A 24,067-nucleotide genomic window follows, 5' to 3' on the forward strand; every position below is an offset into this window, starting at 1 on the left:
CCCACCCCCTCCTGTACAGTCCTTCTCGCAGCACAACGCAAGACAAAGTGCCGCGAAACCTGGTCCTGTGGAGCAGTTTGGAGTGCTCGCCACCCTGTCAAGGTGGAGGCCGCGGGTTCAAATCCCGTCAGGACCGCACGAGGCTGAGGCCCGCATCCCGTCAAGGGGTTGCGGGCCTCACGCGTACCACCGCCACCGGCACCTCTCACCGCCCCGTCAAGGTGGAGGCCGCGCCCGCGGCGCAGCCGCAATCCGATTCAGCAAATCCCGTCAGGACCGCACCAGGCCGAGGCCCGCATCCCGCCAAGGGGTTGCGGGCCTTTCGCGTGCCCAGCCCCTCTTCGCCGCCCATTTTTCCCGCCGCGGCGGCGGACAAGAGGGGGCGCCACAGGCCGGAGGGGGCGGCGAGGGCCACGACCGTAAGAAGCGGCCCGGAAGTAAGCGAGCCGGAAGAGATCCTTATCGGAGGCAAGTGAGCCAGAAAAGGGCCAGATCGGTCGCATACGGTCGGCGGCGGGCACGCGGCGAGTAGCGGTCGGCGCCCTTGACGGCGTCACATTCGCTGGCTACCCAGGAGGGAGGGCCCGGTTGGTGTCGGCCCCCTTCTGGAGGTGGCGTATGGCGGCTTCGGTGCGGCACGAGACGCGGGCGTTGCTGAGGGCCCACCTGGCGGCCGCCACGTCGTACCGGCATCTGACCCGTCACTGTGCGGTCTGCCACCAGTTGCTGCGGCTGGCCATGGACTCCGCCCCGCACGCCGCGGAGCCCCCCGAGGACGCCACGGAGGACCAAGGCCCCGTCGGCCCGTGACGGTGGGCCCAACCGCCGTTCTCCCAAGGGCCGGTGGAGCGCGAGGCTTCTCTAGCGCACCCGGGGCAGTACAAACAACCCGTGCGGTATGTGACGGGTGTCACCGCATGAGTTTCCGAAACGGCGGTACTTACCCCCTTCCTACAACTGGTCAATTTAATATGTGCAATTGCACCACCCTGTGGACCCCGCCCAGGACCCCCTCCGGTGCCCGCACAGCGGATCCGACAGTGATCCCCAGACTCCGACAAGGCTGCTCACAGAGGCGCCGGTCAGGGTCGCCCAAGGCCCCATGGACGCACAAAAAAGATCGCGCTGGACCCGGCGGAGTCCAGCGCGATCTACGACGCACCCTGTGTCGCTTGCCTGAGAAGTTCTTGTCGGCCTGGGCGTGGGCCCTGTTGGGGCAGGTCCCGCGTCGCTTGGAGCTAGGGTTTCGGGCGTCTCGGCCAGTTGGGGGACCGGTCGGTTTGCCCGCTATTCAGTTGGATCAGGCTTCGCTGCGCTGCTGCGGGATGCCCGCCAGCAGGGCGCGCACCTCAGCCTCGCGGTAGCGGCGGTGTCCGCCGAGCGTACGGATCGACGTGAGCTTGCCGGCCTTCGCCCACCGCGTGACCGTCTTGGGGTCGACGCGGAACATCGTGGCGACCTCAGCCGGGGTCAGCAGCGGCTCGGCATCAGGGGTGCGAGCGGTCATGAGCGGCCTCCTCGGGAGAACCGAACCTTCTCGGTTCTTTCCTCTAAATTCTGCACCTTGACCCGCGTTGCCCGAAATGGCGGACGCGAGTCGAGTCGGTTATAGGACGAACGGCTTGTCCTCGGCACTACAACTACACCATCTGTCCAGCCGCGTCGGCCAAACCGATGGAATTGCCCTCCCAGGTAGGCATCAGCCGCGGAAGCCGATGGACCATGCCATAGCGGACAGTCACGCCACTGTGACGATCAGTCACAGGACGATCAGGAGTCACCAGACCCCCCAAAGCACGTAATGCTGAGAATCCGCCCACAGTGCACCACACTTGGACGGATGGAGCCCTCCCCGGACTCCTTGTCCTATTTTGGCACGAGGAGTGGCAAGAGGCGCAAGAGCCGTGTAAGTGCTATCCGTCACCCTTGACGCAAAAGCCCGGATCGGGATCCAACGTCCCGTGCGTTCACTGAAGTGCCGTCAACGTACGTTGTTTCATGGCATCTGGGCCGTGACGTACGTCACTCACCGCACACACGTCACGCAGGTGTCATCCGGTTGTAAACGGCACCAGACGCCCCGTCACCTAGTACGGAGCAGTGGGCACCGGCACTCAGTTCGGCCCTCAGTTCGCCGAACGGCGGTCCCGTACGGTCCGCCAGCGCTCCACCAGCCGCCCGTACGCCTCCCCGGCCGCCGCCCCGTCGCCCTGCCGCAGCGCCTCGATGCCGGCCGCCACGTCGGCCGCCGAATGGTCGTCCTCCAGGTCCCCGGCCGGCAGGGTGTGCACGAGACCGCCGTAGTCCAGCTCGACCACCGACCGCGGATGGAACTCCTCCAGCCACCGGCCGACGTCCACCAGGCCGTCGATCAGCGGCCCTTCCTCCACGGTGTCCTTGAGCGTGCGCAGCGCCCGGGCCACCCGGCGCCGGGCCTGCACCATGGGCGTGCGGTAGCGCAGCATCGGCGGGATCTCCGCGGTGCCCTTCTCGTACCGGCGCTCCTCGTCGGAGACCAGCACGAACCAGTTCAGCGGCACCTGCCAGGTCGCGGTGCGGATCCAGGGCCGGCAGTCGGGGTTCCGGACCAGCCAGCGCTCGTAGTCCATCGTGGCCTGCCGGCGCACGACCGGCGGCAGCATCGCGTCCAGGACCGACTTCGGCAGTTCGTCGGAGAGTTCCTGCAGGGCCTGCCAGCCGCGCAACCGGGTCCGCCACGGGCAGACGCAGACGACGCCGTCGACCTCCAGGACGAACGCGTCGCCGCTCTCCTGCACCGGCACCGCGATCGGCGGGGTGGGCAGCAAGTCTGCCAGGGAGCGCCGGAGTTCGTCCTGGTAGGAGGGGCGCTCCGGACGGCGGGCGTAGCGCGTCCAGTGGTCGCGCTCCCGGGCCGGGAAGGCTGCCAGCGGCTCGTACACACGCAGGTACGTCGCGTAGGGGACGACCACCGAGGACACCTTGGGCACGCCTGCTCCCTCCCCATCGGACCGGGCTCGAAACCAGCGGGACCCACGACGGAGCCGACCGGGGCCGGCCGCGGAAACCACAGCAAATCGTCCCACGCTCATACGTGCACAGACGGCACGGGAGAGTGATCCTGAACACTGCGCGGATGGTGTACGGGCAATGGCTCTACGCTCATGCCAGGCCCCCGCCACCCTTACGGGAGCCCCCGCTTCCACCCGCCGCGACACACGCGACACAACCGGGAGTCACCACAGTGACCGACGTTTCCACCAGCGTCCTGCACACCCTGTTCCACTCGGACCAGGGCGGTCACGAGCAGGTCGTGCTCTGTCAGGACCGCAAGAGCGGCCTCAAGGCCGTCATCGCCATCCACTCCACCGCGCTGGGCCCCGCCCTCGGCGGCACCCGCTTCTACCCGTACGCCAACGAGGAGGAGGCCGTCGCCGACGCCCTCAACCTCGCGCGCGGGATGTCGTACAAGAACGCCATGGCCGGGCTCGACCACGGCGGCGGCAAGGCCGTGATCATCGGGGACCCGGACCGCGACAAGACCGAGGAGCTGCTGCTCGCCTACGGGCGGTTCGTGGCCTCGCTCGGCGGCCGGTACGTCACCGCCTGCGACGTCGGCACGTACGTCGCCGACATGGACGTGGTGGCCCGCGAGTGCCGCTGGACCACCGGCCGCTCCCCCGAGAACGGCGGCGCGGGCGACTCCTCCGTCCTCACCGCGTTCGGCGTCTACCAGGGCATGCGCGCCAGCGCCCAGCACCTGTGGGGCGACCCCTCGCTGCGCGGCCGCACCGTCGGCATCGCGGGCGTCGGCAAGGTCGGCCACCACCTGGTGGAACACCTGCTGGAGGAGGGCGCCCGGGTGGTCGTCACGGACGTGCGCCGGGAGGCCGTCGGCCGGATCTCCGACCGCCACCCGCAGGTCCAGGTGGCCGCCGACACCGATGCCCTGATCCGCGTCGAGGGCCTCGACATCTACGCCCCCTGCGCGCTCGGCGGCGCCCTGAGCGACGCGTCCGTGCCGGTACTGACGGCCCGGGTGGTGTGCGGCGCGGCCAACAACCAGCTCGCCCACCCGGGCGTCGAGAAGGACCTCGCCGACCGCGGGATCCTCTACGCGCCGGACTACGTGGTGAACGCCGGCGGGGTCATCCAGGTCGCCGACGAGTTGCACGGGTTCGACTTCGACCGGTGCAAGGCGAAGGCGGCGAAGATCTTCGACACCACGCTGGCCATCTTCGCACGTGCGAAGGAGGACGGGATTCCGCCCGCCGCGGCGGCCGACCGGATCGCCGAACAGCGGATGCACGAAGGGGCAACGGTGGGCGGCCACTGATCGAACACCGGGTTTCCGGACGGATTTCCGGTACCCGCCGACGGGCACTTGGAGAGAACTCTCACGTTCGTCGGCGGGTCGTCCGCCAGGAAGTGGTTAAAATCGTGGTTGACCAGCGGGGACGGGGCGCCTCGCGGGTCGTGCAGCCAGGCGCGTGGTGCGGGCGACGTACCGTATGGGCGCGGGCTCAGGTACCGTGGAAGCCCTACGGACCGGTCTCTCCGAGGAGAGCCCGTTCCGGACCATGAACGCGTGTCAGACTCTGGGGCCGTCGAGCCCCGTCACCGAGGGGGTCGAGCCATGGGGCGCGGCCGGGCCAAGGCCAAGCAGACGAAGGTCGCCCGCCAGCTGAAGTACAACAGCGGTGGGACTGACCTGTCACGTCTGGCCAGCGAGCTGGGCGCATCGACTTCGAGCCAGCCGCCGAATGGCGAGCCGTTCGAGGACGACGACGAGGATGACGACCCGTACGCCCAGTACGCGGATCTCTACAACGACGACGATGAGGACGAGGACGAGGACGATCAGTCCGGTCCGCACTCCCGGCATCGTCGCGGTGCTTGACGCCGGCGGCTGCTGAGCCGCTTCACTTGCCCGGTCCGGGGCTCCATCGCCGGACCGGGTTTTGTGCTGGCCTCACGGGGCTCCGCCCCGGACCCCGCTCCTCAAACGTCACACGCCGGAGGGGCTAGTTCGGCGCGTAGTCGCCCACCAGTTCCGCACCGGTGGTGTGTTCACCGCGCTCGGTGATCTCGCCTGCGACCCAGGCGTCGACCCCGCGGTCGGCCAGTGCGGTCAGCGCCACGTCCACCGATTCCTGCGGGACGATCGCCATCATGCCGACGCCCATGTTGAGCGTCTTCTCCAGTTCGAGCCGCTCGACGTTGCCGGTGCGGCCGACCAGGTCGAAGATCGGACCGGGGGTCCAGGTGGCGCGGTCGACGATCGCGTGCAGGTGGTCCGGGATCACCCGGGCCAGGTTCGCGGCGAGGCCGCCGCCGGTGATGTGGCTGAAGGCGTGGACCTCCGCCGTACGCATCAGGGCCAGGCAGTCCAGCGAGTAGATCTTGGTCGGCTCCAGGAGTTCCTCGCCGAGGGTGCGGCCCAGGTCCTCGATGTGCGCGCCGAGGGCGAGGCCCGCCTGGTTCAGCAGCACGTGCCGGACCAGGGAGTACCCGTTCGAGTGAAGCCCGGAGGACGCCATGGCGATCACCGCGTCACCCGTACGGATACGATCCGCGCCGAGCAGCCGGTCGGCCTCCACCACGCCCGTACCGGCGCCGGCGACATCGAAGTCGTCCGCGCCGAGGAGGCCGGGGTGCTCGGCCGTCTCGCCGCCCACCAGGGCGCAGCCGGCCAGCACACAGCCCTCGGCGATGCCCTTGACGATCGCGGCGACCCGCTCAGGGTGGACCTTGCCGACGCAGATGTAGTCGGTCATGAACAGCGGCTCGGCACCGCACACCACGATGTCGTCCATGACCATGGCGACCAGGTCGTGGCCGATGGTGTCGTACACGCCCAGCTGCCGCGCGATGTCGACCTTGGTGCCCACGCCGTCCGTCGCGGAGGCCAGCAGCGGGCGCTCGTAGTTCTTCAGGGCGGAGGCGTCGAAGAGGCCGGCGAAGCCGCCGAGGCCGCCGAGGACCTCGGGGCGCTGCGTCTTCTTCACCCACTCCTTCATCAGCTCCACGGCGCGGTCGCCCGCTTCGATGTCGACGCCGGCAGCCGCGTAGGAAGCACCGGAGGACTGACTCTCAGACATTGCCTGGGATCTTTCGGGTTGGTTTCTACGAGGCTTACGGGCGACGGATCGCGTCGGCCGCGGCCGTGGCTGCCGGACCGGCCGCCAGCTCGGTCTCCAGGAGCTGCTTGCCGAGCAGCTCGGGGTCCGGGAGCTCCATCGGGTACTCGCCGTCGAAGCAGGCGCGGCACAGGTTCGGCTTGGCGATGGTGGTCGCCTCGATCATGCCGTCGATGGAGATGTACGCCAGGGAGTCGGCGCCGAGCGAGGTGCCGATCTCCTCGATGGTCATGCCGTTGGCGATGAGCTCGGCGCGGGTGGCGAAGTCGATGCCGAAGAAGCACGGCCACTTCACCGGGGGCGAGGAGATCCGGATGTGGACCTCGGCCGCACCCGCCTCCCGCAGCATCCGCACCAGCGCGCGCTGGGTGTTGCCGCGGACGATCGAGTCGTCGACGACGACCAGGCGCTTGCCCTTGATGACTTCCTTGAGCGGGTTCAGCTTCAGGCGGATGCCGAGCTGCCGGATGGTCTGCGAGGGCTGGATGAAGGTCCGGCCGACGTAGGCGTTCTTGACCAGACCGTTGCCGAAGGGGATGCCGGAGGCCTCCGCGTAGCCGATGGCTGCCGGGGTGCCGGACTCCGGGGTCGCTATGACCATGTCGGCGTCGACCGGGGCTTCCGCGGCGAGCTTCCGGCCCATCTCCACGCGGGAGAGGTAGACGTTCCGCCCGGCGATGTCGGTGTCGGGGCGGGCCAGGTACACGTACTCGAAGACGCAGCCCTTGGGCTTCGCGTCCGCGAATCGCGAGGTGCGCAGGCCGTTCTCGTCGATGGCGACGAACTCGCCCGGCTCGATCTCGCGGACGAAGCTGGCGCCGCAGATGTCGAGCGCGGCGGACTCCGATGCGACGACCCAGCCGCGCTCCAGGCGGCCGAGAACCAGCGGGCGGATGCCCTGCGGGTCGCGGGCGGCGTAGAGGGTGTGCTCGTCCATGAAGACGAGGGAGAAGGCGCCCCGGACCTTCGGCAGGACCGCGTGCGCGGCCTCCTCGATGGTCAGCGGCTTGCCGTCCTCGTCGGTCTGGGCCGCGAGGAGGGCGGTGAGCAGGTCGGTGTCGTTGGTGGCCGCGACCCGGGTGGACCGTCCGTTGTGGTCCTTGGGGAGTTCGGCGACCATCTCGGCGAGCTGCGCCGTGTTGACGAGGTTGCCGTTGTGGCCGAGCGCGATCGAGCCGTGCGCGGTGGCGCGGAACGTCGGCTGGGCGTTCTCCCACACGGACGCACCGGTGGTCGAGTAGCGGGCGTGACCGACCGCGATATGACCCTGGAGCGAACCGAGCGAGGTCTCGTCGAAGACCTGGGAGACGAGGCCCATGTCCTTGAAGACGAGGATCTGGGAGCCGTTGCTGACCGCGATACCCGCGGACTCCTGGCCCCGATGCTGGAGGGCGTACAGCCCGAAGTACGTGAGCTTGGCGACCTCTTCACCGGGAGCCCAGACACCGAAGACGCCGCAAGCGTCCTGGGGGCCCTTCTCACCGGGGAGCAGATCGTGATTGAGGAGACCGTCACCACGTGGCACGGCACCGAGTGTAGGCGAGATCGACCACTGGTCCGAATTGGGGATACACAGCCGTAATGGATCTACGATCGCGGACGCCGTTGTGGCTTTCTCCATTTTCGCAGGTCAGCGAGGTAGGAGGTTTCTCCAGACGGCTCCGGTTCGGGCTGACCGGTGCCCGCGCAACCCCCTCACACCGTATCTCTGAGTGAGGTGTCGCACATCATTCGGGGGGCCACGGCCCGGGTCGCGGTCACGTCCTGGACAGCTGGACGCGGTCGCCGCCGCTTGCGGTGAGGGTGAGTTTCCCGCCCTCACCCGTCATGGTCAGCGGTCCGGAGGTGAGCGTGCGGGAGAGGGTGCGCTCGAAGGTCATCCGCGCGTCGTCGCAGGCCATCCGTGTGGTACGGACGTGGCTCAGCCGGATCTGGTCGCCGGTGATCTGCGCCGTGCCGCTGAACCGGTTGCACCCGAGGCTGCCGGCCGCCCGGCCGTCCTCGATCCTCACGTGGGCGGGCGCCGGGGCGCGGTGGGTGGTGCCGTCGGCGGTCACGCTGTCGACGGTCCAGTCGATCCCGGTCACGGACGGCCCAGTCCCCACGGTTCCGCCTCTCTCACTGCCGCAGGCCACCGCGAGCAGAGCGATCAGGCCGGCGGCCACCGCCCTCGCCGGGGTCATACGGCGCATGCGCTGTTTCAACCCGTACCCGTACATACCGTTTCGACGGCACGCACCGGGTGATCGGTTCCCTCATCCCATGACGGGCAGGTACGCCCCGAGGTCCGCCCGCTCCCCGCTGGCGCTGACCCGGGCGTCCGCCACGGCCGCCTTCCACGCCAGCCGCCCCGTGGCCAGCCGGATCCAGGTCAGCGGGTCGGTCTCGACGACGTTCGGCGGGGTCCCCCGGGTGTGCCGGGGCCCTTCGACGCACTGCACCACGGCGTACGGCGGCACCCGCACCTCGGTCGACCCGCCGGGCGCCTTGACCGCGAGCGTGTCGGCGAGCAGCCGGGTGCAGGCGGCCAGGGCCTGCCGGTCGTAGGGGACGTCGAGTCCCGGGACCGCCGCGGCGAGGTCGTCGGTGTGGACGACCAGCTCGACGGTCCGGGTGACGAGGTAGTCGTCGAGGGAGAGCGCGCCGGCGCCGGTGGCGAGCAGCCGGGTGCCGGGGTGCGCGTCGAGCAGGGTGCGGAGGCTGGCGTCGACGTCGGCGAGGTAGGCGTCGAGGTCGGGGTGGTCGGCCGCGAGGCGCCGGGTGAAGTCGGCGATGGCGGCGGAGTTGCCGGAGGTCCCGAACGGCCAGTCGAGCAGCACCGCGTCGGCCTTCGCCGGCTCGGGCTGGTCCAGGGCCCGGTGGACGGCGGTGACCGCCATGCCGATGTGGGCGACGAGGTCCCGTACGGTCCACCCCTCCAGCCGGGTGGGGAGCGAGAGCTGCTCGGGGGTGAGGGTGCGGACGGCGTCCCGCACGTTCGAGAGCTGGGCGAGAACCGCCGTACGGGTCCTGGCCGCGTCGTAACTGCGGGCGCGCTTCTTGGCCTGGGGCATGGCGGTGAGCCTATTCATCGGCGTTCAGCGGCGCAGCTTCACGGCCAGCGAGTAGAAGCGCGTGATCTGGGTGTCGCTGTCGTTGTCGTCGGAGACCAGGTAGAGCGGGTGCCAGCCCTGGTACCTGCCGGATGTCCAGGGGGCGCCGAGGGCCATGCCCTCCACGTTGTCGAGGAGGGGGTGCTGCGGGTTCGAGGCCGGGACGGCGACCGCGCCGGGGCCGCCCGCCGGGCAGGTCGCCATGTCGACGACCAGTTCGTCGGCGGCGTAGATGTTGGCGGACTGGTGCCACAGGGAGTTCAGCTTCGTGACGTCCTGGGCGTGGGCGAGGGAGAGCTGGACGATCCGGATCTCCGAGCCGAGACCGGCGACGTACTGGCGTTCCAGCGCGAGGAGGTCGCCGTTGTCGTCGATGGCGGTCAGCTCGGACAGGTACATGCCGTCGTCGACGAGGAACGCGTACTGCCCGTCCGGGGTGTAGTCGCCGCCGGGTGTTCCGGTGTAGCGCTGGATGCGGATGATGCCCCGGCCGCGGGTGTCGCCGTCGTCGGCCAGCGGTCCCTCCCAGCCGGCATAGAGGTGGCGGCCGTCCGGGGAGACGGCGAGGGACTCGATGCTGCGGCCGGTCTGCGCGGAACCGTCGGGCGCGTAGCGCAGCTTCTTCGGGATGGGGAAGTCCTTGCCGACCTGCCGCCCGGTGGCGACGTCGAAGCGGCGGATGGCCGGGCCGGTCTCGGAGGAGACCAGCATGGTCTTGCCGCCCTGCTCGATGACCATGCCCTCGCCGTCGTACCAGTCGCCGTCGATCGGGAACTTCGTGCCGTCCGCGCGGCGCAGCGGCACGGCCGTGTCGGCGCTGGGGCTGAGCTCGAACGGGGACCCGAGGGTGACGGGCCAGACCCGGCCGGGCGCGTTGTCGGCGAGCGCGAGCGCCTTGACGTCCTTGCCCTGCGAGACGAGGGCCAGGGCGGACAGGCCGTAGATGTCCTCGTAGTCGACGCTCTTCTTGTTCAGCGCGTCGGAGTGGTCGAGCAGTACGGCGCGGGGCGCCGCCGGATCGTGCGGCGAGGGGGCCGCGCAGGGGCCGGCGGCGGCGGCCGGGTGGGTGTCGTGCCACCAGTGGACCAGAGGCGGGGCGCCCAGTCCGAGGGCGAGACCGAGGGCGGCGGCGGTCGCGGAGAGAACGGGGGTGCGGATGCGCTGCCAGCGCGTGGGAGGCGGCAGGGGGACCTGGAGGGGCCACCGGGGCCCTTTGGCGACGTTGCGGACGAAGTCGAGGCCGCCGACGCCGTTGTGGTCCTCGTCCTGCGGTTCCTGCGGGACCTCGGGCTTGAGGGTGTGGATACGTCTCCTGGCCTCCAGGAAGAGGTCGCGCAGGCCGAGCATCTCCGGGCCGTCCGGCAGGCCCTGGCGCATGACGTCGACGAGGGCACCGGTGAACAGGGTGCAGCGCTTGGGGTCGGGGGCGTGGGAGGGACGGTCGCGCGGGGCGGAGGTCATGACGTACGCCCCCTCGACGTCCCGCAGCGTCGACACGGCCACCTGGACGTCCTGGCCGTGGCCGTCCGTCATCTCCGTCAGCACATGGCCGCTGAAGCAGCAGTCGAGGATCAGGACCCGGCGCAGCGCGGAACCCGTGTCGCGGATGGCGCGGCGGACGTCGCCGGAGCGGACACAGGTGTCCGGCTGGTCCTCGACCGAGTCCGGCAGGGTGAGCAGCAGCTGCCGTTCGTGGCGGTCGATGAGCCCGTGACCGGCGTAGTAGACGATCAGCGTGTCCTCGGCGAGCGCGGCGGCCTCGCGGATCGGGCCGACCAGCTCGGCCGGGGAGGCCGGGTTGGCGACCGTACGGATCCGCTTCCGTTCGTCGTCGGGGATGCCCCAGATGTCCGGGTCGGTGAGCGCGGCGCGCAGCTCCTTGAGGTTGAGCTTGACGCTGCGCAACGGGTCCAGGTGGGTGTAGTCGTCCACGCCGATCAGGACGCAGGCGGAGCGCTCCGGGTCGATCCGGCCGAAACTCTCGACGGACGTGGTGTCCGTCACTGCGGCTCTCCGTCCGCGTCGTCGGCCTCCGCGAACCTGCGCATGAGGTCCGCCACCTGGTCGGGATCGCCGGTGATCTCGACGCTGACCCGGCTGCGCGGCCGGTGGCTGCGCCGCCAGGCCAGATACGACAGGTGGAGCTGGCCCACGCTGCTCACGGTGGACAGCACCGCGAGGACGGCGTCCAGGCCGGGGCCCATCCGGCCGGCGCCCGCACCGGCTTCCGCGACCCGGGTCACCCGGACCTGGCCGCGCAGGGCGCGGTCGGCCGCCAACCAGTCGTACAGGGAAAGCAGTTCGTCCTCGCGGGCGGATCCCGACGCTTCGAACCTGATCTCCATCCGGCTGCTCCCCCAGCTCGCTCACGGATGTGCCACCCCTCCAACTACCCCATGTGCATCGGCAGTTGGCAAGTCACTTTTCTGGAGGGTAGCGGTGGGGCGCCCGCGCCCGAAGAGGCGTCTCCACTCCTTCACCGCATATCCCCGCGGGCCCTCTGTCAGCCTGGGTTGACAGACGGCGATCCGTCAATCCAGACTGACACACATGAACGCAGGAGATCTCTCAGAACGCCTCAGGTCGCACGACCCCGCGGTGGGACTGCGGGCCGTGGGTGCCCTGCACCGACTGGCCGAGCAGGTCGAAGCCGCGGCCGTGGTGCGCGCACGGGAACAGGGATGGTCCTGGGAGCAGATCGGGGACGCCCTGGGCGTGTCCCGGCAGTCCGTCCACGCCAAGTACGGGAAGTGAGACGACCATGTTCGAACAGTTCGCGGCAGAGGCCCGGGCGACCGTCGCGGCGGCGCTCGAGGAGACCACGCTGCGCGGCGACCGCCGCATCGGTACCGAGCACCTCCTGCTGGGAGTGCTGCACGATCCCGGCGCGGTCCGGGCCCTCGGCGCCGATCTGGAGACCGCCCGCGCCGCCCTCGACACCCTCGACCGGTCCGCGCTGGCCGTGGTCGGCATCGACGTCGAGGGGATCGACCGAGCCCCGATCCCCCCATCCCGCAAGCGGACCCCCTTCACGTCGGGCGCCCGTGCCGTCCTCCCCCGCGCCCTGGCCGAGACGAAGAAGGCCCACAGCCGCCGCATCACCCCGGACCACCTGCTGCTGGCCCTCCTCGACTGCGAACGACCGGACCCGGTGGCGGAACTCCTCGCCGAACTCGACATCGACCGCACCGCCGTCCGCACCCACCTGCGGCAGCCGGGCCGCTGAGACGCCGGGCCCTGGAGTGGTGGGCAGGAGGCGAGGTCGTGAGCCGGGGCGATCACCCGTGCGAGTGGTCAACGGCAATACCGGCCCCCGCACCGCCGGAAGCGGGCGATGCTGGCCTTCGCCTGGAAGGGGGTGCAACATGACGGTTATGGCCGAGCGCACGTCTCAGATGTCGGTGGAAGAGTTCGAAACGATCGCCTCCACCGCTCCCGAGACCGTCACGTTGGAGTTCATCGACGGACGGATCGGAGTCAAGAAGGTGACGGACGGGGACCACGACACCATCGTGTCCTGGCTGGCCCGGCGCTGTATGCAGACCAGGCCCGACCTTGACCTGTACTACGGCCGAGGACTCCGGGTAGAGGCCTGTCGGGAAGGCAGGGCGAGGCCGGACGCAGTACTCGCGCCGGAGGCCCACTTCGCGGGATACGGCGAGTGGGCGGACCCGGACGGCGCGCTCATGGTCGTCGAGATCACCTCGTACGACTCGGACACGGACCGACGGGACCGGCATGAGAAGCCGACCGCGTACGGTCAGGCCGGGATCCCCCTGTACCTCCTGATCGACCGGGACTCCTGCACGGTCACGGTGCACAGCGGCCCGGACCGGCAGGTTGGCGGCTACCGCACCGTCCAGACCTCGAAGTTCGGCGAGAAGGTGTCCCTGCCCGGCCCCATGGACATCGAGCTGGACACGGAGATCCTCAAGAACTACGTCCGGTGAGCCGAGAAGGCCCCGCCCGGATGCTTCCGGGCGGGGCCTTCGTCGATCTGCGGCCGGTTACGCCAGCAGCGCCTCGATCGTGCCCTCGTGTGCCTCGCGCAGCTCGGCCAGGGACAGCTCGAACTCGCCCTGGACCTCGACCGAGTCCCCGTCCACCACACCGATGCGGGCGACCGGCAGACCCCGGGCACCGCACATGTCGTTGAAGCGGACCTCCTCGGAGCGCGGCACCGCGACGACCGCGCGGCCCGCCGACTCGGAGAACAGGAAGGTGAAGGCGTCGAGGCCGTCGGGGACGACCAGGCGTGCGCCCTTGCCGCCGAGCAGCGCCGACTCGACCACGGCCTGGACGAGGCCGCCGTCGGACAGGTCGTGCGCGGAGTCGATCATGCCGTCGCGGGAGGCGGAGATCAGGATCTCGGCCAGCAGGCGCTCGCGCTCCAGGTCCACCTTCGGGGGCAGCCCGCCCAGGTGGTCGTGGACGACCTGGGACCAGGCCGAGCCGCCGAACTCCGCACGCGTGTCGCCGAGGAGGTAGAGCAGCTGGCCCTCCTCCTGGAACGCGACCGGCGTGCGGCGGGCCACGTCGTCGATCACGCCGAGGACGGCGACCACCGGGGTCGGGTGGATGGCCGCCTCGCCCGTCTGGTTGTAGAGGGAGACGTTGCCGCCGGTCACCGGGGTGCCGAGCTGCTGGCAGGCGTCGGCGAGACCGCGGATGGCCTCCGCGAACTGCCACATCACCGCCGGGTCCTCGGGCGAGCCGAAGTTCAGGCAGTCGGAGACGGCCAGCGGCTTGGCGCCGGTGGTGGCCACGTTCCGGTAGGCCTCCGAGAGCGCCAGCTGGGCACCCGCGTACGGGTCGAGCTTGGCGTACCGGCCGTTGCCGTCGGTGGCGATGGCGACGCCGAGGCCGGTGGCCTCGTCGATGCGGATCATGCCCGAGTCCTCGGGCTGGGCCAGCACCGTGTTGCCCTGCACGAAGTGGTCGTACTGGGAGGTGATCCACTTCTTGGAGGCCTGGTTCGGGGAGCCGACCAGCTTCAGGACCTGCTGCTTCAGCTCCTCCGCCGTCGCGGGGCGCGGCAGCTTGTTCGCGTCGTCCGCCTGGAGGGCGTCCTGCCAGGACGGGCGGGCGTACGGGCGCTCGTAGACCGGGCCGTCGTGGGCGACGGTGCGCGGGTCGACGTCGACGATCTTCTCGCCGTGCCAGAAGATCTCCAGGCGGTCGCCGTCGGTCACCTCGCCGATGACGGTGGCGATGACGTCCCACTTCTCGCAGATCTCCAGGAAGCGGGCGACCTTGGCCGGCTCGACCACCGCGCACATGCGTTCCTGCGACTCGCTCATGAGGATTTCCTCGGGCGAGAGGGTGGAGTCGCGCAGCGGGACGTCGTCCAGGGTGACGGTCATGCCGCCGGAGCCGTTCGAGGCGAGCTCGGAGGTGGCGCAGGACAGGCCGGCCGCACCGAGATCCTGGATGCCGACGACCAGCTTCTCCCGGAAGGCCTCCAGGGTGCACTCGATGAGGAGCTTCTCCTGGAAGGGGTCGCCGACCTGGACCGCGGGGCGCTTGGAGGGCTTCGCGTCGTCGAAGGTCTCCGAGGCCAGGATCGACGCACCGCCGATGCCGTCGCCGCCGGTCCGGGCGCCGTACAGGATGACCTGGTTGCCCGCGCCGGAGGCCTTGGCGAGGTGGATGTCCTCGTGCCGCATGACGCCGATGGCTCCGGCGTTGACCAGCGGGTTGCCCTGGTAGCAGGCGTCGAAGACGACCTCGCCGCCGATGTTGGGCAGGCCCAGGCAGTTGCCGTAGCCGCCGATGCCGGCGACGACGCCCGGCAGGACGCGCTTGGTGTCCGGGTGGTCGGCGGCGCCGAAGCGCAGCGGGTCGACCACGGCCACCGGACGCGCGCCCATCGCGATGATGTCGCGGACGATGCCGCCGACGCCCGTCGCCGCGCCCTGGTAGGGCTCGACGTAGGAGGGGTGGTTGTGGGACTCGACCTTGAAGGTCACGGCGTAGCCCTGGCCGACGTCGACCACGCCCGCGTTCTCGCCGATGCCGACGAGCAGGGCGTCCGACTGGGGCGCCTTCTCGCCGAACTGGCGGAGGTGGACCTTGGAGGACTTGTACGAGCAGTGCTCGGACCACATGACCGAGTACATGGCGAGCTCGGCGCCGGTCGGGCGGCGGCCGAGGATCTCCACCACCCGCTCGTACTCGTCCTTCTTCAGGCCGAGTTCGGCCCAGGGCAGCTCGACGTCGGGGGTCGCGGCCGCGTGCTCGACCGTGTCCAGAGGCGTCCGGCTCATGCGTTGACCAGCTTCTTGAGGATCGACGTGAAGAAGGGGAGGCCGTCGGTGCGGCCGGAACCGATGAGGGGCTCGACCGCGTGTTCGGGGTGCGGCATGAGGCCCACGACGTTGCCGGCCTCGTTGGTGATGCCGGCGATGTCGCGCAGCGAACCGTTCGGATTGAAGTCCAGGTAACGGAACACGACCCGGCCCTCCGCCTCCAGCTGGTCGAGCGTGTACTCGTCGGCGACGTACCGGCCGTCCATGTTCTTCAGCGGGATGTGGATCTCCTGGCCCTCGCGGTAGTCGCTGGTCCAGGCCGTGCCCGCGTTCTCCACCCGCAGCTTCTGGTCGCGGCAGATGAAGTGGAGGTGGTCGTTGCCCAGCATTCCGCCCGGGAGCAGGTGCGCCTCGGTGAGGATCTGGAAGCCGTTGCAGATACCGAGGACCGGCAGCCCGGCCTTCGCCTGCTCGATGACCGTCTCCATCACCGGCGAGAAGCGGGAGATGGCGCCGGCCCGCAGATAGTCGCCGTAGGAGAAACCACCGGGAAGGACGACCGCGTCGACCTGGTGGAGGTCCTTGTCCTTGTGCCAGAGGGCGACCGGTTCCGCGCCCGCGAGACGGATCGCGCGCTGGGTGTCACGGTCGTCGAGGCTTCCCGGGAAAGTGACGACGCCAATACGAGCGGTCACTTCGCCGCCTCCGCGACTTCGTCGACACGAACCGTGAAGTCCTCGATCACGGTGTTGGCGAGGAAGGATTCCGCAAGATCGTGGATGCGGGCGAGCGCGGCCTCGTCGACCGGTCCGTCAACTTCCAGTTCGAATCGCTTTCCCTGACGTACATCGGAGATGCCTTCGAAACCCAGGCGCGGCAGCGCACGCTGGACCGCCTGGCCCTGGGGGTCGAGGATCTCCGGCTTGAGCATGACGTCGACTACGACGCGTGCCACTGGCACTCCCGGTGTGTGGTGCTGAGCTGGTTCCTTCAGACTACCCGTACGAAATTTCTACGCGGGTAGAGTTGTAGGAAACTACGTGAGCCGCATCACGATCGGGTGACGGCGGCGGATCCTCGCGAAAAGTTCTGGGAAAGTTCCCCGGGTTCGTCCACGACATCTATTGCGCTGGGACACGCGGACGGATTTAGTCGGGCTTCACTTTGTATTGCCAGGCACTGTACAAATGAATTGGCAATAGCCGATACTCGGCACGTCATCTTCCGCCGTCGCGGTCATCGCCGATGAGCTGTCGATGAGCTGTATAGACGTGCCACACGAAGGGACCGAATATTCGTGGCGCAGAAGGTCGTGGTCACTCTCTTTGACGACATCGACGGCTCGGAAGCGGCGGAAACGATCGCCTTCGGACTCGACGGCAAGTCGTACGAGATCGATCTGAATCAAGCCAACGCCAAGAAACTGCGCAAGGCCCTGGAGCCTTACGTGGAGGCCGGCCGCAAGCGGTCGAAGTCGGGCAAGGCGTACAAGCAGACGGAGGTCGCCCCCGACCCGGCGGCCGTCCGCGCCTGGGCGCAGGCGAACAAGATGGATGTCCCGGCCCGCGGCCGCATCCCGAAGAAGGTGTACGAGGCGTTCAGCGCCGCCCAGTGACAAGGGCGGCCGGCTGCTCTCAGGGTGCATCAGACGCCCCTGGGGGCAGCCGACTTGCGCTACCCCCCTGCTGATCAGCTAATGTCTGGAGCACGCCGACGGGCACGGCCGAAAAGCCGAAGCCCACGGAGTACATGCGGGTGTAGTTCAGTAGTAGAACATCCCCCTTCCAGGGGGAAGGCGCAGTGTGCAATTCCTGTCACCCGCTCTGCACCGCCGGTCCTGAGCATGCTTGTGGATCAGGTAGGCTGGTGCTCGCACCGATCGGTGGGAGCCGGTCGGGAGCAGTGCGGACGTAGCTCAGTTGGTAGAGCGCAACCTTGCCAAGGTTGAGGTCGCGAGTTCGAGCCTCGTCGTCCGCTCCAGCTCATAGAGGAAACCCCAGTCATATGACTGGGGTTTTTTCGTGCGCCCGCGTGCATCCGCCGGAGAGCCCCCTGACATTTGTCATGGCGAGTGATGACACCGCGCACTGCTCCCGCGACCCGGCCGCGGGGACGCTGGAGTCATGGACTACGAACACGTGATTGAGGTCACAGATCTCCGGCGTGTCTACGGGGGCGGGTTCGAGGCGGTCCGCGGAATCACCTTCTCCGTGGCCCGCGGGGAGATCTTCGCGCTGCTCGGCACCAACGGCGCCGGAAAGACATCGACCGTCGAACTGCTCGAAGGACTCGCGCCGCCGGACGGGGGCCGGGTACGGGTGCTGGGCCACGACCCGCACCGGGAGCGGGCCGCCGTACGCCCGCGCACCGGCGTGATGCTCCAGGAAGGCGGCTTCCCCTCCGAGCTGACCGTCGGCGAGACGGTACGGATGTGGGCCGGCTGCACGACGGGAGCCCGGCCCACGGCCGAGGCGCTCGGCCTGGTCGGGCTCCGCGGCCGGGCGGACGTCCGGGTCAAGCAGCTCTCCGGCGGCGAGCGGCGCCGCCTCGACCTGGCACTCGCACTGCTCGGCCGGCCCGAGGTGCTGTTCCTGGACGAGCCGACCACCGGACTCGACGCCGAAGGCCGCCGGGACACCTGGGAGTTGGTACGCGCGCTGCGCGACGACGGGACGGCCGTCCTGCTCACCACGCACTACCTGGAGGAGGCCGAGTCCCTCGCCGACCGGCTCGCGATCCTGCACGAGGGGCGCATCGCGGCCGCCGGGACACCGGGCGAGGTGACCGCGGGCCGGCCCGCGCGCATGTCCTTCGAACTGCCCACGGGCTACTTCGTCGGAGACCTGCCGCCGCTCGCCGCGATGGGCGTGTGCGGACACGAACTCGACGGCAGGCTCGTACGGCTGCGGACCCGCGAGGTGCAGCGGACCGCCGCCGGGGTGCTGGGGTGGGCCGAACGGACCGGAATCGAACTCAACCGGCTGGAGGTGCGGTCCGCCTCGCTGGAGGAGGCGTTCCTGGGGATCGCGAAGGAGGCGGCCGCATGAACACCGTGGTCACGGCGCGGCTGCGCGCCCTCTCCCGCGCCGAGCTGCTGCTCTTCGGCCGCAATCGCAGTGCGGTGCTCACCGCGCTGCTCATGCCGCTCGTGCTGCCGGCCACCGTGCGGCCCGCGATCGACCAGTTCGACCTCCGGGAAAAGGGGCTGAACGTCGGCACGCTGACGCTGACCGCGGCGATCGGTTTCTCCTTCCTGTTCGCCGTCTACAGCTCACTGGTCGGCGCGTTCGTCGCCCGCCGCGAGGAACTCGTCCTCAAGCGGCTGCGCACCGGCGAGCTCTCCGACCCGGAGATCCTGACCGGCACCGCCCTGCCCGCCGTCTGTCTCGGCCTGGCACAGGCGCTGCTGCCGGCCGTCGGCTGCACGGTGCTGCTCGACGCGGGCGCGCCCGAGGCGCCGTATCTGACGCTGCTCGGACTCCTCCTCGGCCTGCTGCTCAGTGCCGCGCTCGCCGCGCTCACCGCGGCCTTCACCCGGACCACCGAGAGCGCCCAGATCACCGCGGCGCCCCTGGTCCTCGTGTCCATGATGGGCTCGGGCATCGCCGTCCCCGCGGACGTCCTGCCCCACCGGGTCGCCGCGGTCTGCGAACTCCTCCCGCTCTCCCCGGCCGTCCGTCTGGTCCGGGCCGGCTGGACCGGAGAGCTGAGCGCGGGCCAGGCCCTGGGCGCGGTCCTCACCGCTCTGGCCTGGACGGTGGTCGCCGTGTTTGCTGTACGGCGGTGGTTCCGCTGGGAACCCCGGCGCTGAGGGGAACAGGGGACACGGGACCGGCATGAGCGGAACAGCAGGCGGCTGGTGGCGGGGGAAGACCACTCCCGCCAAGGTCGAGACGTACACACGGTGGTCGTTCCACTTCTTCGCGGTGATCGAGGTCGCGGCGATCGGGCTGCCGGTGTTCTCGCAGGCCGGGCCGGGGGTCGCGGGCTGGCTGATGGCGATGGTCGTGGTCCACGCCCTGCTCTGCGCGGTGACCGCCTCCCGGGCCCTGGACTGGACCCGCGGCCGGCGCGAGCAGCCGGTGCGGCTGCTGTGGGCGCTCGCCGCGGCGACGTACGTCTTCGCCGTCGTCGCCCTCGTCCTGCGCAAGCACGGGTCGGGACCGGACATGGACGCCGCCGGCGGCAGCGTCTTCACCGGGGTGCTGATCTTCGGCGCCGGGACCATGGCGCTCGGGGTGCACAACCGGAAGCGGGTGCTGTCGCTCGTCGCGGGCTTCGCCTGCGGTGCCGGAGCGGTCTCCTTCCCGCTCGGCTACCCCGGGGCGGCCGCGCTGTTCACCGCGCTCGTGGTGTTCCTCGGGGGTGTGTTCCTCGCCTTCACCTCGATCTTCTCCGTCTGGCTGCTGAACGCCGTCTACGAGCTCGACGAGGCCCGCGAGACCCGGACCCGGCTCGCCGTCGCCGAGGAACGGCTGCGGTTCGGCCGCGATCTGCACGATGTCCTCGGCCGGAACCTCGCCGTCATCGCCCTCAAGAGCGAACTGGCGGTCCAGCTGGCCCGGCGCGAACGGCCCGAGGCCGTCGAGCAGATGATCGAGGTCCAGCGGATCGCCCAGGAGTCGCAGCGCGAGGTGCGCGATGTCGTACGGGGCTACCGGGACGCCGACCTGGGCTCCGAACTCGCCGGTGCACAGGGCGTGTTGACGGCCGCGGGATTCAGCTGCGAGGTGACCGGCGACGCCGCCGGACTGCCCGCGGAAGTGCAGTCGGCGCTCGGGTGGGTGGTGCGGGAGGCGACCACCAACGTGCTGCGGCACGGGGACGCGGGACGGTGCGCGGTGGGGCTGCGGGTGCGGGAGGGATGCGTGGAGCTGACGGTGGAGAACGACGGAGTCGTGGCGCGTGGGAGTGACGGGGGCGGCGGGTCCGGGCTGGCCGGGCTGCGGGAGCGGCTCGCGGTGGTCGACGGGACGCTGGACGCCGGGCCGGTCGGGGCGGACGGGTTCCGGGTGGTGGCCTCGGTGCCGCTGTCCGGTCGTACGACGGCCGATACGAGTGTGAGTGGAGTCACTTCATGACGTCTCCGGTACGGCTGTTGCTCGCGGACGACGAGCATCTGATCCGGGGTGCGCTGGCCGCGCTGCTCGGCCTTGAGGACGATCTGCTCGTCGTCGCGGAGGCGGCGAGCGGGCCCGAGGCGCTGGCCATGGCGCGGGCCCACCGGCCCGATGTGGCGGTGCTGGATCTGCAGATGCCCGGCGCCGACGGTGTGAGGGTCGCCACATCGCTCCGTGCCGAACTGCCCGGCTGCCAGGTGCTGATCGTCACCGGTCACGGACGGCCCGGGCACCTGAAGCGGGCGCTGGCCGCCGGTGTGCGCGGGTTCGTCCCGAAGACGGTGAGCGCACAGCGGCTCGCCGAGATCATCCGGACCGTGCACGCGGGAAACCGCTACGTCGACCCGGAGTTGGCCGCCGACGCGATCTCCGCCGGTGACTCGCCGCTGACCGCGCGGGAGGCGGAGGTGCTGGAGCTGGCGGCCGACGGGGCACCGGTCGCGGAGATCGCCGAGCGGGCCGCGCTGTCGCCGGGGACCGTGCGGAACTACCTCTCCTCGGCCGTCACCAAACTCGGTGCGGAGAACCGTCATGCGGCAGTGCGTCTCGCGCGGGAGCGAGGTTGGGTATAGTTGCTCTCGCGCCACGGCGCATGCGGACGTAGCTCAGTTGGTAGAGCGCAACCTTGCCAAGGTTGAGGTCGCGAGTTCGAGCCTCGTCGTCCGCTCAGAGAGAAGGCCCCCGGTTTCCGCCGGGGGCCTTCCGCGTTCGGTGCTTCTGGGGAGCGAGACCTTCGGTTCTCCCGGGCCCGGGGGCCCGGGAGACGCCGCCGTCAGGACCAGGTGTTGCCCGTCAGCCGCTCGTACGCCTCGATGTACTTCGCGCGGGTCGCCTCGACCACCTGCTCCGGCAGCGGCGGCGGGGACTGCTCGCTCCTGCGGTCCCAGCCGGACTCGGCCGAGGTCAGCCAGTCGCGCACGTACTGCTTGTCGAAAGACGGCTGGGCGCGGCCCGGCTGCCACTCGTCGGCCGGCCAGAAGCGGGACGAGTCCGGGGTGAGGACCTCGTCGGCGAGGACGAGGGTGTCGTTCTCGAAGCCGAACTCGAACTTCGTGTCGGCCAGGATGATCCCCCGGTCCCGGGCGATGTCCCGCGCCCGCCCGTACACCGCGAGGGTGGCCTGGCGCAGCTGGGCGGCGGTCTCGGCGCCGACCTGGCGGGCGACCTCCTCGTACGACACGTTCTCGTCGTGCTCGCCGACCTCGGCCTTGGTGGCCGGGGTGAAGATCGGGGCGGGCAGCTCGGAGCCGTCGACCAGGCCCTCGGGGAGGGCGAGCCCGCAGACCGTGCGGGACTCCTGGTACTCGGCCAGCCCCGAGCCGGTGAGGTAGCCGCGGGCCACGCACTCGACCGGGAGCATCTTCAGGGACTTGCAGATGAGGGTACGGCCCGCCCAGTCGGCGGGGGCGCCCTCGGGCAGCTCGGTGCTGATGACGTGGTTGGGGGCCAGGTCGGCGAGCTTGTCGAACCACCACAGGGAGAGCTGGGTGAGGACCCGCCCCTTGTCGGGGATCTCGGTCGGCAGTACCCAGTCGTAGGCGGACAGGCGGTCGCTGGCGACCATCACGAGGTCTCCGGCCGCGTTCTGGTACAGCTCGCGCACCTTGCCGGTGTGCAGATGCACCAGGCCCGGCACCTCCACGGGCTCGGGCTTTTCGACGAATCCGGACACGGTTCCTCCCCGTGGTTCTGTACAGGTGCCCTCGATTCTCCCGTATGCCGGGTTGCGCACGGACAGCGGGGCCGCGCGGACGTCTGTGCGGGCCGGTCGCGTGTATGACGCATGCATGACGCATGCATGCGTCGTGCTGCCCTTCGTGGCCTGCATGTGTGACCTGCGTGCGTGACCTGCATGCGTGGCCTGCATCAGTCGTGCTTGCAGATGCGGTCCAGGAGGTTGGCGGTGGCGCGCTGGACACGCGGGTCGATGTGGCCGGGGCGGTCCAGGGCCGGGGACCAGGCGAAGGTGCCGGCGGCGAAGACCAGGGCGCCGGAGGGGGCGCGGTACAGGGAGGTCTCCTGGTGACGCAGGACGCCGTCGCTGTCGGCGTAGGGGGAGTGGGCGAGCAGGATGCGCTCCTCGTGCTCCGGCAGCGCGGTGCGCGGGAAGTAGCGGTCGGCCTCGCCGGCCACCAGGCCCGGGAGCTCGTCGCCCTCGTGCGCGCCGGTGGCCTCCCAGAGCCAGTGCCCCGCGTTGCGCACGATCAGGGGGTACGGCTCGGGCACCCGGCCCGCGTACTGGATGCCGACCGTCTGCTGTTCGGGCCGGTCGATCTCGCGCCAGAGCACGGGCTTCCCCGGGCCCCTGCGTTTTCGGCAGGTCAGCAGGCGGTCCGCGACCCCGGACGGGGAGGGGCCCAGCTCCACCTGCCAGTACATGGTGTTGGCGGAGAGGAAGACGAGGCTCGTGCCGCTGTCCCGGGCCAGCTCGACCGTGCGGCGCATCTGCGGCGACCAGTACTCGTCGTGGCCCGGGAAGACCAGGCCCCGGTAGCGGGTGGGGTCGACGCGGCCGGCGTGCAGATCGCGGGCGTCGGCGTAGGCGAGGTCGTAGCCGTAGCGCTCGGCCCAGCGGATGAAGTCGTAGGCGTGGCCGACGTGCAGGGGCAGGCCGGCGCCCGCGTACGGCCGGTCGAAGGAGACGGTGGTCGCCGCGTCGGCCTCGCCGAGCAGCCGGCCCCGCTCGTCCCAGGCGTGGTAGAGGCTGGCACCGGTGCGGCCGTCCTCGGGGTAGAGGTTGTACGCCTGCCAGGTGATGTCCGGCAGCAGGAGCAGCAGGTCGGCCAGGTGGTTGTCGCGGATCGTGAAGGGCACGTGGGAGCGGTAGCCGTCGGCCGTGGTGAGCACGGCGACGTAGGCGCCGATGCTCCAGTGCGACGGGACCTGCAGCCGCCAGGACAGCCACCAGTGGTGGCAGGAGACCGTGCGGTCGGCGGCCAGCGGCGGGGGCTGGACGATGCCGGACAGCCGGGGGCTGGTGGTGATCTTCGATGCGCCGTCACCGCCGTAGTGGCCGATGCGGTAGATGTCGACGCTGAATTCCTGCGGCGGGTCGACGGTGATGTGGAAGTCGACGGCCTCGCCCGGGGTGACCGAGCCGGTCGAGGTGAATCCTTTGATCTGGCGGTGCACGTCGTCCGCCGAGCGCGGGCCGCCGATGGCGGTGCGCGGTGCCGGGACCCGGGGGTTCTCGCCGGTGGGCTGTGGCCGGCTGGGGTCCACGTACCAGGGGACGACATGGCCGGTGTCGTCGAAATAGGTCTCGCTGCCGCGCAGCCAGGGGACGGGCCCCTGACCGAAGGGGTCCGTGACGGCGTGCGCGAGTGCTCCCGACTCCCAGCGGCGGATCTGGTCCGATGCCATGGTGGCTCCCCTCCCTCGTGCCCCCGTGAAGCGTGCTGATACGAGCCGTGTGCGATGTGTGATGGGTGTTGTGCGATGCCTGCGTGCGTCTTTTGCTGTCGTGCCCGTGCTGGTGTGCCTGCGCC

At 70.2% G+C, this 24,067-nt stretch carries 24 protein-coding genes and 4 tRNA genes; 15 read left to right on the forward strand and 13 right to left on the reverse strand.

Going from position 1 to position 24,067, the window contains the following annotated elements; genetic code table 11:
* Positions 1-61 precede the first annotated feature (61 nt).
* Positions 62-136, forward strand: a tRNA-Asp gene (locus tag ACFY6U_RS31350).
* Between the two features lie 482 nt (positions 137-618).
* Positions 619-810, forward strand: coding sequence for a DUF6274 family protein (locus ACFY6U_RS31355; protein WP_351485509.1), 192 nt, complete (start codon positions 619-621; stop codon positions 808-810).
* A gap of 490 nt (positions 811-1,300) precedes the next feature.
* On the opposite strand, the gene bldC is transcribed toward ACFY6U_RS31355, so the two are convergent.
* Positions 1,301-1,507 (reverse strand): developmental transcriptional regulator BldC, encoded by a 207-nt coding sequence (bldC, locus tag ACFY6U_RS31360; RefSeq protein WP_003949541.1) that lies wholly within the window; start codon positions 1,505-1,507, stop codon positions 1,301-1,303.
* A 619-nt stretch (positions 1,508-2,126) separates the two neighbouring features.
* Entirely contained in the window at positions 2,127-2,969 is an 843-nt protein-coding gene (locus ACFY6U_RS31365; protein ID WP_390043583.1) for a hypothetical protein, read from the reverse strand.
* Positions 2,970-3,223: 254 nt separating this feature from the next.
* Here ACFY6U_RS31365 and ACFY6U_RS31370 point away from each other — a divergent pair, with 254 nt between their 5' ends.
* Together ACFY6U_RS31370 and ACFY6U_RS31375 are read left to right on the forward strand one after the other, a co-directional pair.
* The gene (locus ACFY6U_RS31370) at positions 3,224-4,315 is read left to right on the forward strand and encodes a Leu/Phe/Val dehydrogenase (protein WP_390043585.1); all 1,092 of its coding nucleotides are present in this window, start codon (positions 3,224-3,226) and stop codon (positions 4,313-4,315) included.
* 300 nt (positions 4,316-4,615) lie between these two features.
* Complete coding sequence (locus tag ACFY6U_RS31375) at positions 4,616-4,879, forward strand: DUF3073 domain-containing protein (RefSeq protein ID WP_294001675.1); 264 nt, start codon at positions 4,616-4,618, stop codon at positions 4,877-4,879.
* A 124-nt stretch (positions 4,880-5,003) separates the two neighbouring features.
* Here ACFY6U_RS31375 and purM read toward each other — a convergent pair whose 3' ends face one another.
* From purM to ACFY6U_RS31405, 6 genes are all read right to left on the reverse strand, one after another.
* Complete coding sequence (gene purM, locus ACFY6U_RS31380) at positions 5,004-6,080, reverse strand: phosphoribosylformylglycinamidine cyclo-ligase (RefSeq protein WP_390043587.1); 1,077 nt, start codon at positions 6,078-6,080, stop codon at positions 5,004-5,006.
* Between the two features lie 34 nt (positions 6,081-6,114).
* Positions 6,115-7,644 (reverse strand): amidophosphoribosyltransferase, encoded by a 1,530-nt coding sequence (purF, locus tag ACFY6U_RS31385; RefSeq protein WP_390043589.1) that lies wholly within the window; start codon positions 7,642-7,644, stop codon positions 6,115-6,117.
* 232 nt (positions 7,645-7,876) lie between these two features.
* Complete coding sequence (locus ACFY6U_RS31390; RefSeq protein ID WP_390043591.1) at positions 7,877-8,311, reverse strand: META domain-containing protein; 435 nt, start codon at positions 8,309-8,311, stop codon at positions 7,877-7,879.
* 63 nt (positions 8,312-8,374) lie between these two features.
* Complete coding sequence (locus tag ACFY6U_RS31395; RefSeq protein ID WP_390043593.1) at positions 8,375-9,172, reverse strand: sterol carrier family protein; 798 nt, start codon at positions 9,170-9,172, stop codon at positions 8,375-8,377.
* Between the two features lie 24 nt (positions 9,173-9,196).
* Positions 9,197-11,215 (reverse strand): esterase-like activity of phytase family protein, encoded by a 2,019-nt coding sequence (locus tag ACFY6U_RS31400; protein ID WP_390043595.1) that lies wholly within the window; start codon positions 11,213-11,215, stop codon positions 9,197-9,199.
* Positions 11,212-11,556, reverse strand: a complete 345-nt coding sequence (locus tag ACFY6U_RS31405) for a hypothetical protein (protein WP_390043597.1) — start codon at positions 11,554-11,556, stop codon at positions 11,212-11,214. Before ACFY6U_RS31405 ends, ACFY6U_RS31400 begins: the two co-directional genes overlap by 4 nt.
* Before the next feature lie 205 nt (positions 11,557-11,761).
* Here ACFY6U_RS31405 and ACFY6U_RS31410 point away from each other — a divergent pair, with 205 nt between their 5' ends.
* The 3 genes from ACFY6U_RS31410 (at position 11,762) to ACFY6U_RS31420 (ending at position 13,161) form a co-directional block, all read left to right on the forward strand.
* A complete protein-coding gene (locus ACFY6U_RS31410) occupies positions 11,762-11,965 on the forward strand; it encodes a helix-turn-helix domain-containing protein (RefSeq protein WP_351485525.1) in 204 nt (67 codons plus the stop codon).
* A gap of 7 nt (positions 11,966-11,972) precedes the next feature.
* Positions 11,973-12,437 carry a Clp protease N-terminal domain-containing protein gene (locus ACFY6U_RS31415; RefSeq protein ID WP_390043599.1) on the forward strand — a complete coding sequence of 155 codons (465 nt, stop codon included), beginning with the start codon at positions 11,973-11,975 and terminating at the stop codon, positions 12,435-12,437.
* A 139-nt stretch (positions 12,438-12,576) separates the two neighbouring features.
* Entirely contained in the window at positions 12,577-13,161 is a 585-nt protein-coding gene (locus ACFY6U_RS31420; RefSeq protein ID WP_390043601.1) for a Uma2 family endonuclease, read from the forward strand.
* A 57-nt stretch (positions 13,162-13,218) separates the two neighbouring features.
* Here ACFY6U_RS31420 and purL read toward each other — a convergent pair whose 3' ends face one another.
* Genes purL through purS form a run of 3 tightly spaced genes read right to left on the reverse strand, consistent with a single transcriptional unit; the run spans position 13,219 to position 16,414 of the window.
* On the reverse strand, positions 13,219-15,477 hold the full coding sequence (purL, locus tag ACFY6U_RS31425; RefSeq protein ID WP_390043603.1) for a phosphoribosylformylglycinamidine synthase subunit PurL: 2,259 nt from the start codon (positions 15,475-15,477) through the stop codon (positions 13,219-13,221).
* Complete coding sequence (gene purQ, locus ACFY6U_RS31430; protein ID WP_390043605.1) at positions 15,474-16,154, reverse strand: phosphoribosylformylglycinamidine synthase subunit PurQ; 681 nt, start codon at positions 16,152-16,154, stop codon at positions 15,474-15,476. Before purQ ends, purL begins: the two co-directional genes overlap by 4 nt.
* Positions 16,151-16,414 carry a phosphoribosylformylglycinamidine synthase subunit PurS gene (gene purS / locus ACFY6U_RS31435; protein WP_093501106.1) on the reverse strand — a complete coding sequence of 88 codons (264 nt, stop codon included), beginning with the start codon at positions 16,412-16,414 and terminating at the stop codon, positions 16,151-16,153. The genes purQ and purS overlap by 4 nt, the downstream gene beginning before the upstream one ends.
* Before the next feature lie 342 nt (positions 16,415-16,756).
* Here purS and ACFY6U_RS31440 point away from each other — a divergent pair, with 342 nt between their 5' ends.
* From ACFY6U_RS31440 to ACFY6U_RS31475, 8 genes are all read left to right on the forward strand, one after another.
* A complete protein-coding gene (locus tag ACFY6U_RS31440) occupies positions 16,757-17,074 on the forward strand; it encodes an Lsr2 family protein (protein WP_351485536.1) in 318 nt (105 codons plus the stop codon).
* A 136-nt stretch (positions 17,075-17,210) separates the two neighbouring features.
* Positions 17,211-17,282, forward strand: a tRNA-Gly gene (locus tag ACFY6U_RS31445).
* Positions 17,283-17,363: 81 nt separating this feature from the next.
* Positions 17,364-17,439, forward strand: a tRNA-Gly gene (locus ACFY6U_RS31450).
* A 143-nt stretch (positions 17,440-17,582) separates the two neighbouring features.
* Positions 17,583-18,506 carry an ABC transporter ATP-binding protein gene (locus ACFY6U_RS31455; protein ID WP_390043608.1) on the forward strand — a complete coding sequence of 308 codons (924 nt, stop codon included), beginning with the start codon at positions 17,583-17,585 and terminating at the stop codon, positions 18,504-18,506.
* On the forward strand, positions 18,503-19,270 hold the full coding sequence (locus tag ACFY6U_RS31460; RefSeq protein WP_390043610.1) for an ABC transporter permease: 768 nt from the start codon (positions 18,503-18,505) through the stop codon (positions 19,268-19,270). The genes ACFY6U_RS31455 and ACFY6U_RS31460 overlap by 4 nt, the downstream gene beginning before the upstream one ends.
* A 25-nt stretch (positions 19,271-19,295) precedes the next feature.
* Complete coding sequence (locus tag ACFY6U_RS31465) at positions 19,296-20,540, forward strand: sensor histidine kinase (protein WP_390043612.1); 1,245 nt, start codon at positions 19,296-19,298, stop codon at positions 20,538-20,540.
* Positions 20,537-21,151, forward strand: a complete 615-nt coding sequence (locus ACFY6U_RS31470; RefSeq protein WP_390043614.1) for a response regulator — start codon at positions 20,537-20,539, stop codon at positions 21,149-21,151. Before ACFY6U_RS31465 ends, ACFY6U_RS31470 begins: the two co-directional genes overlap by 4 nt.
* Positions 21,152-21,173: 22 nt before the next feature.
* Positions 21,174-21,246: transfer RNA gene (locus ACFY6U_RS31475), tRNA-Gly, on the forward strand.
* Positions 21,247-21,351: 105 nt separating this feature from the next.
* Here ACFY6U_RS31475 and ACFY6U_RS31480 read toward each other — a convergent pair.
* Both ACFY6U_RS31480 and ACFY6U_RS31485 read right to left on the reverse strand, forming a co-directional pair.
* Positions 21,352-22,251: a phosphoribosylaminoimidazolesuccinocarboxamide synthase gene (locus tag ACFY6U_RS31480; RefSeq protein WP_390043616.1), complete on the reverse strand. Its 900-nt coding sequence runs from the start codon at positions 22,249-22,251 to the stop codon at positions 21,352-21,354.
* 194 nt (positions 22,252-22,445) lie between these two features.
* The gene (locus ACFY6U_RS31485; RefSeq protein WP_390043618.1) at positions 22,446-23,942 is read right to left on the reverse strand and encodes a N,N-dimethylformamidase beta subunit family domain-containing protein; all 1,497 of its coding nucleotides are present in this window, start codon (positions 23,940-23,942) and stop codon (positions 22,446-22,448) included.
* Between the last annotated feature and the right edge of the window lie 125 nt (positions 23,943-24,067).

The sequence above is a fragment of the Streptomyces sp. NPDC013157 genome (assembly GCF_042899865.1).
Lineage (GTDB): Bacteria > Actinomycetota > Actinomycetes > Streptomycetales > Streptomycetaceae > Streptomyces.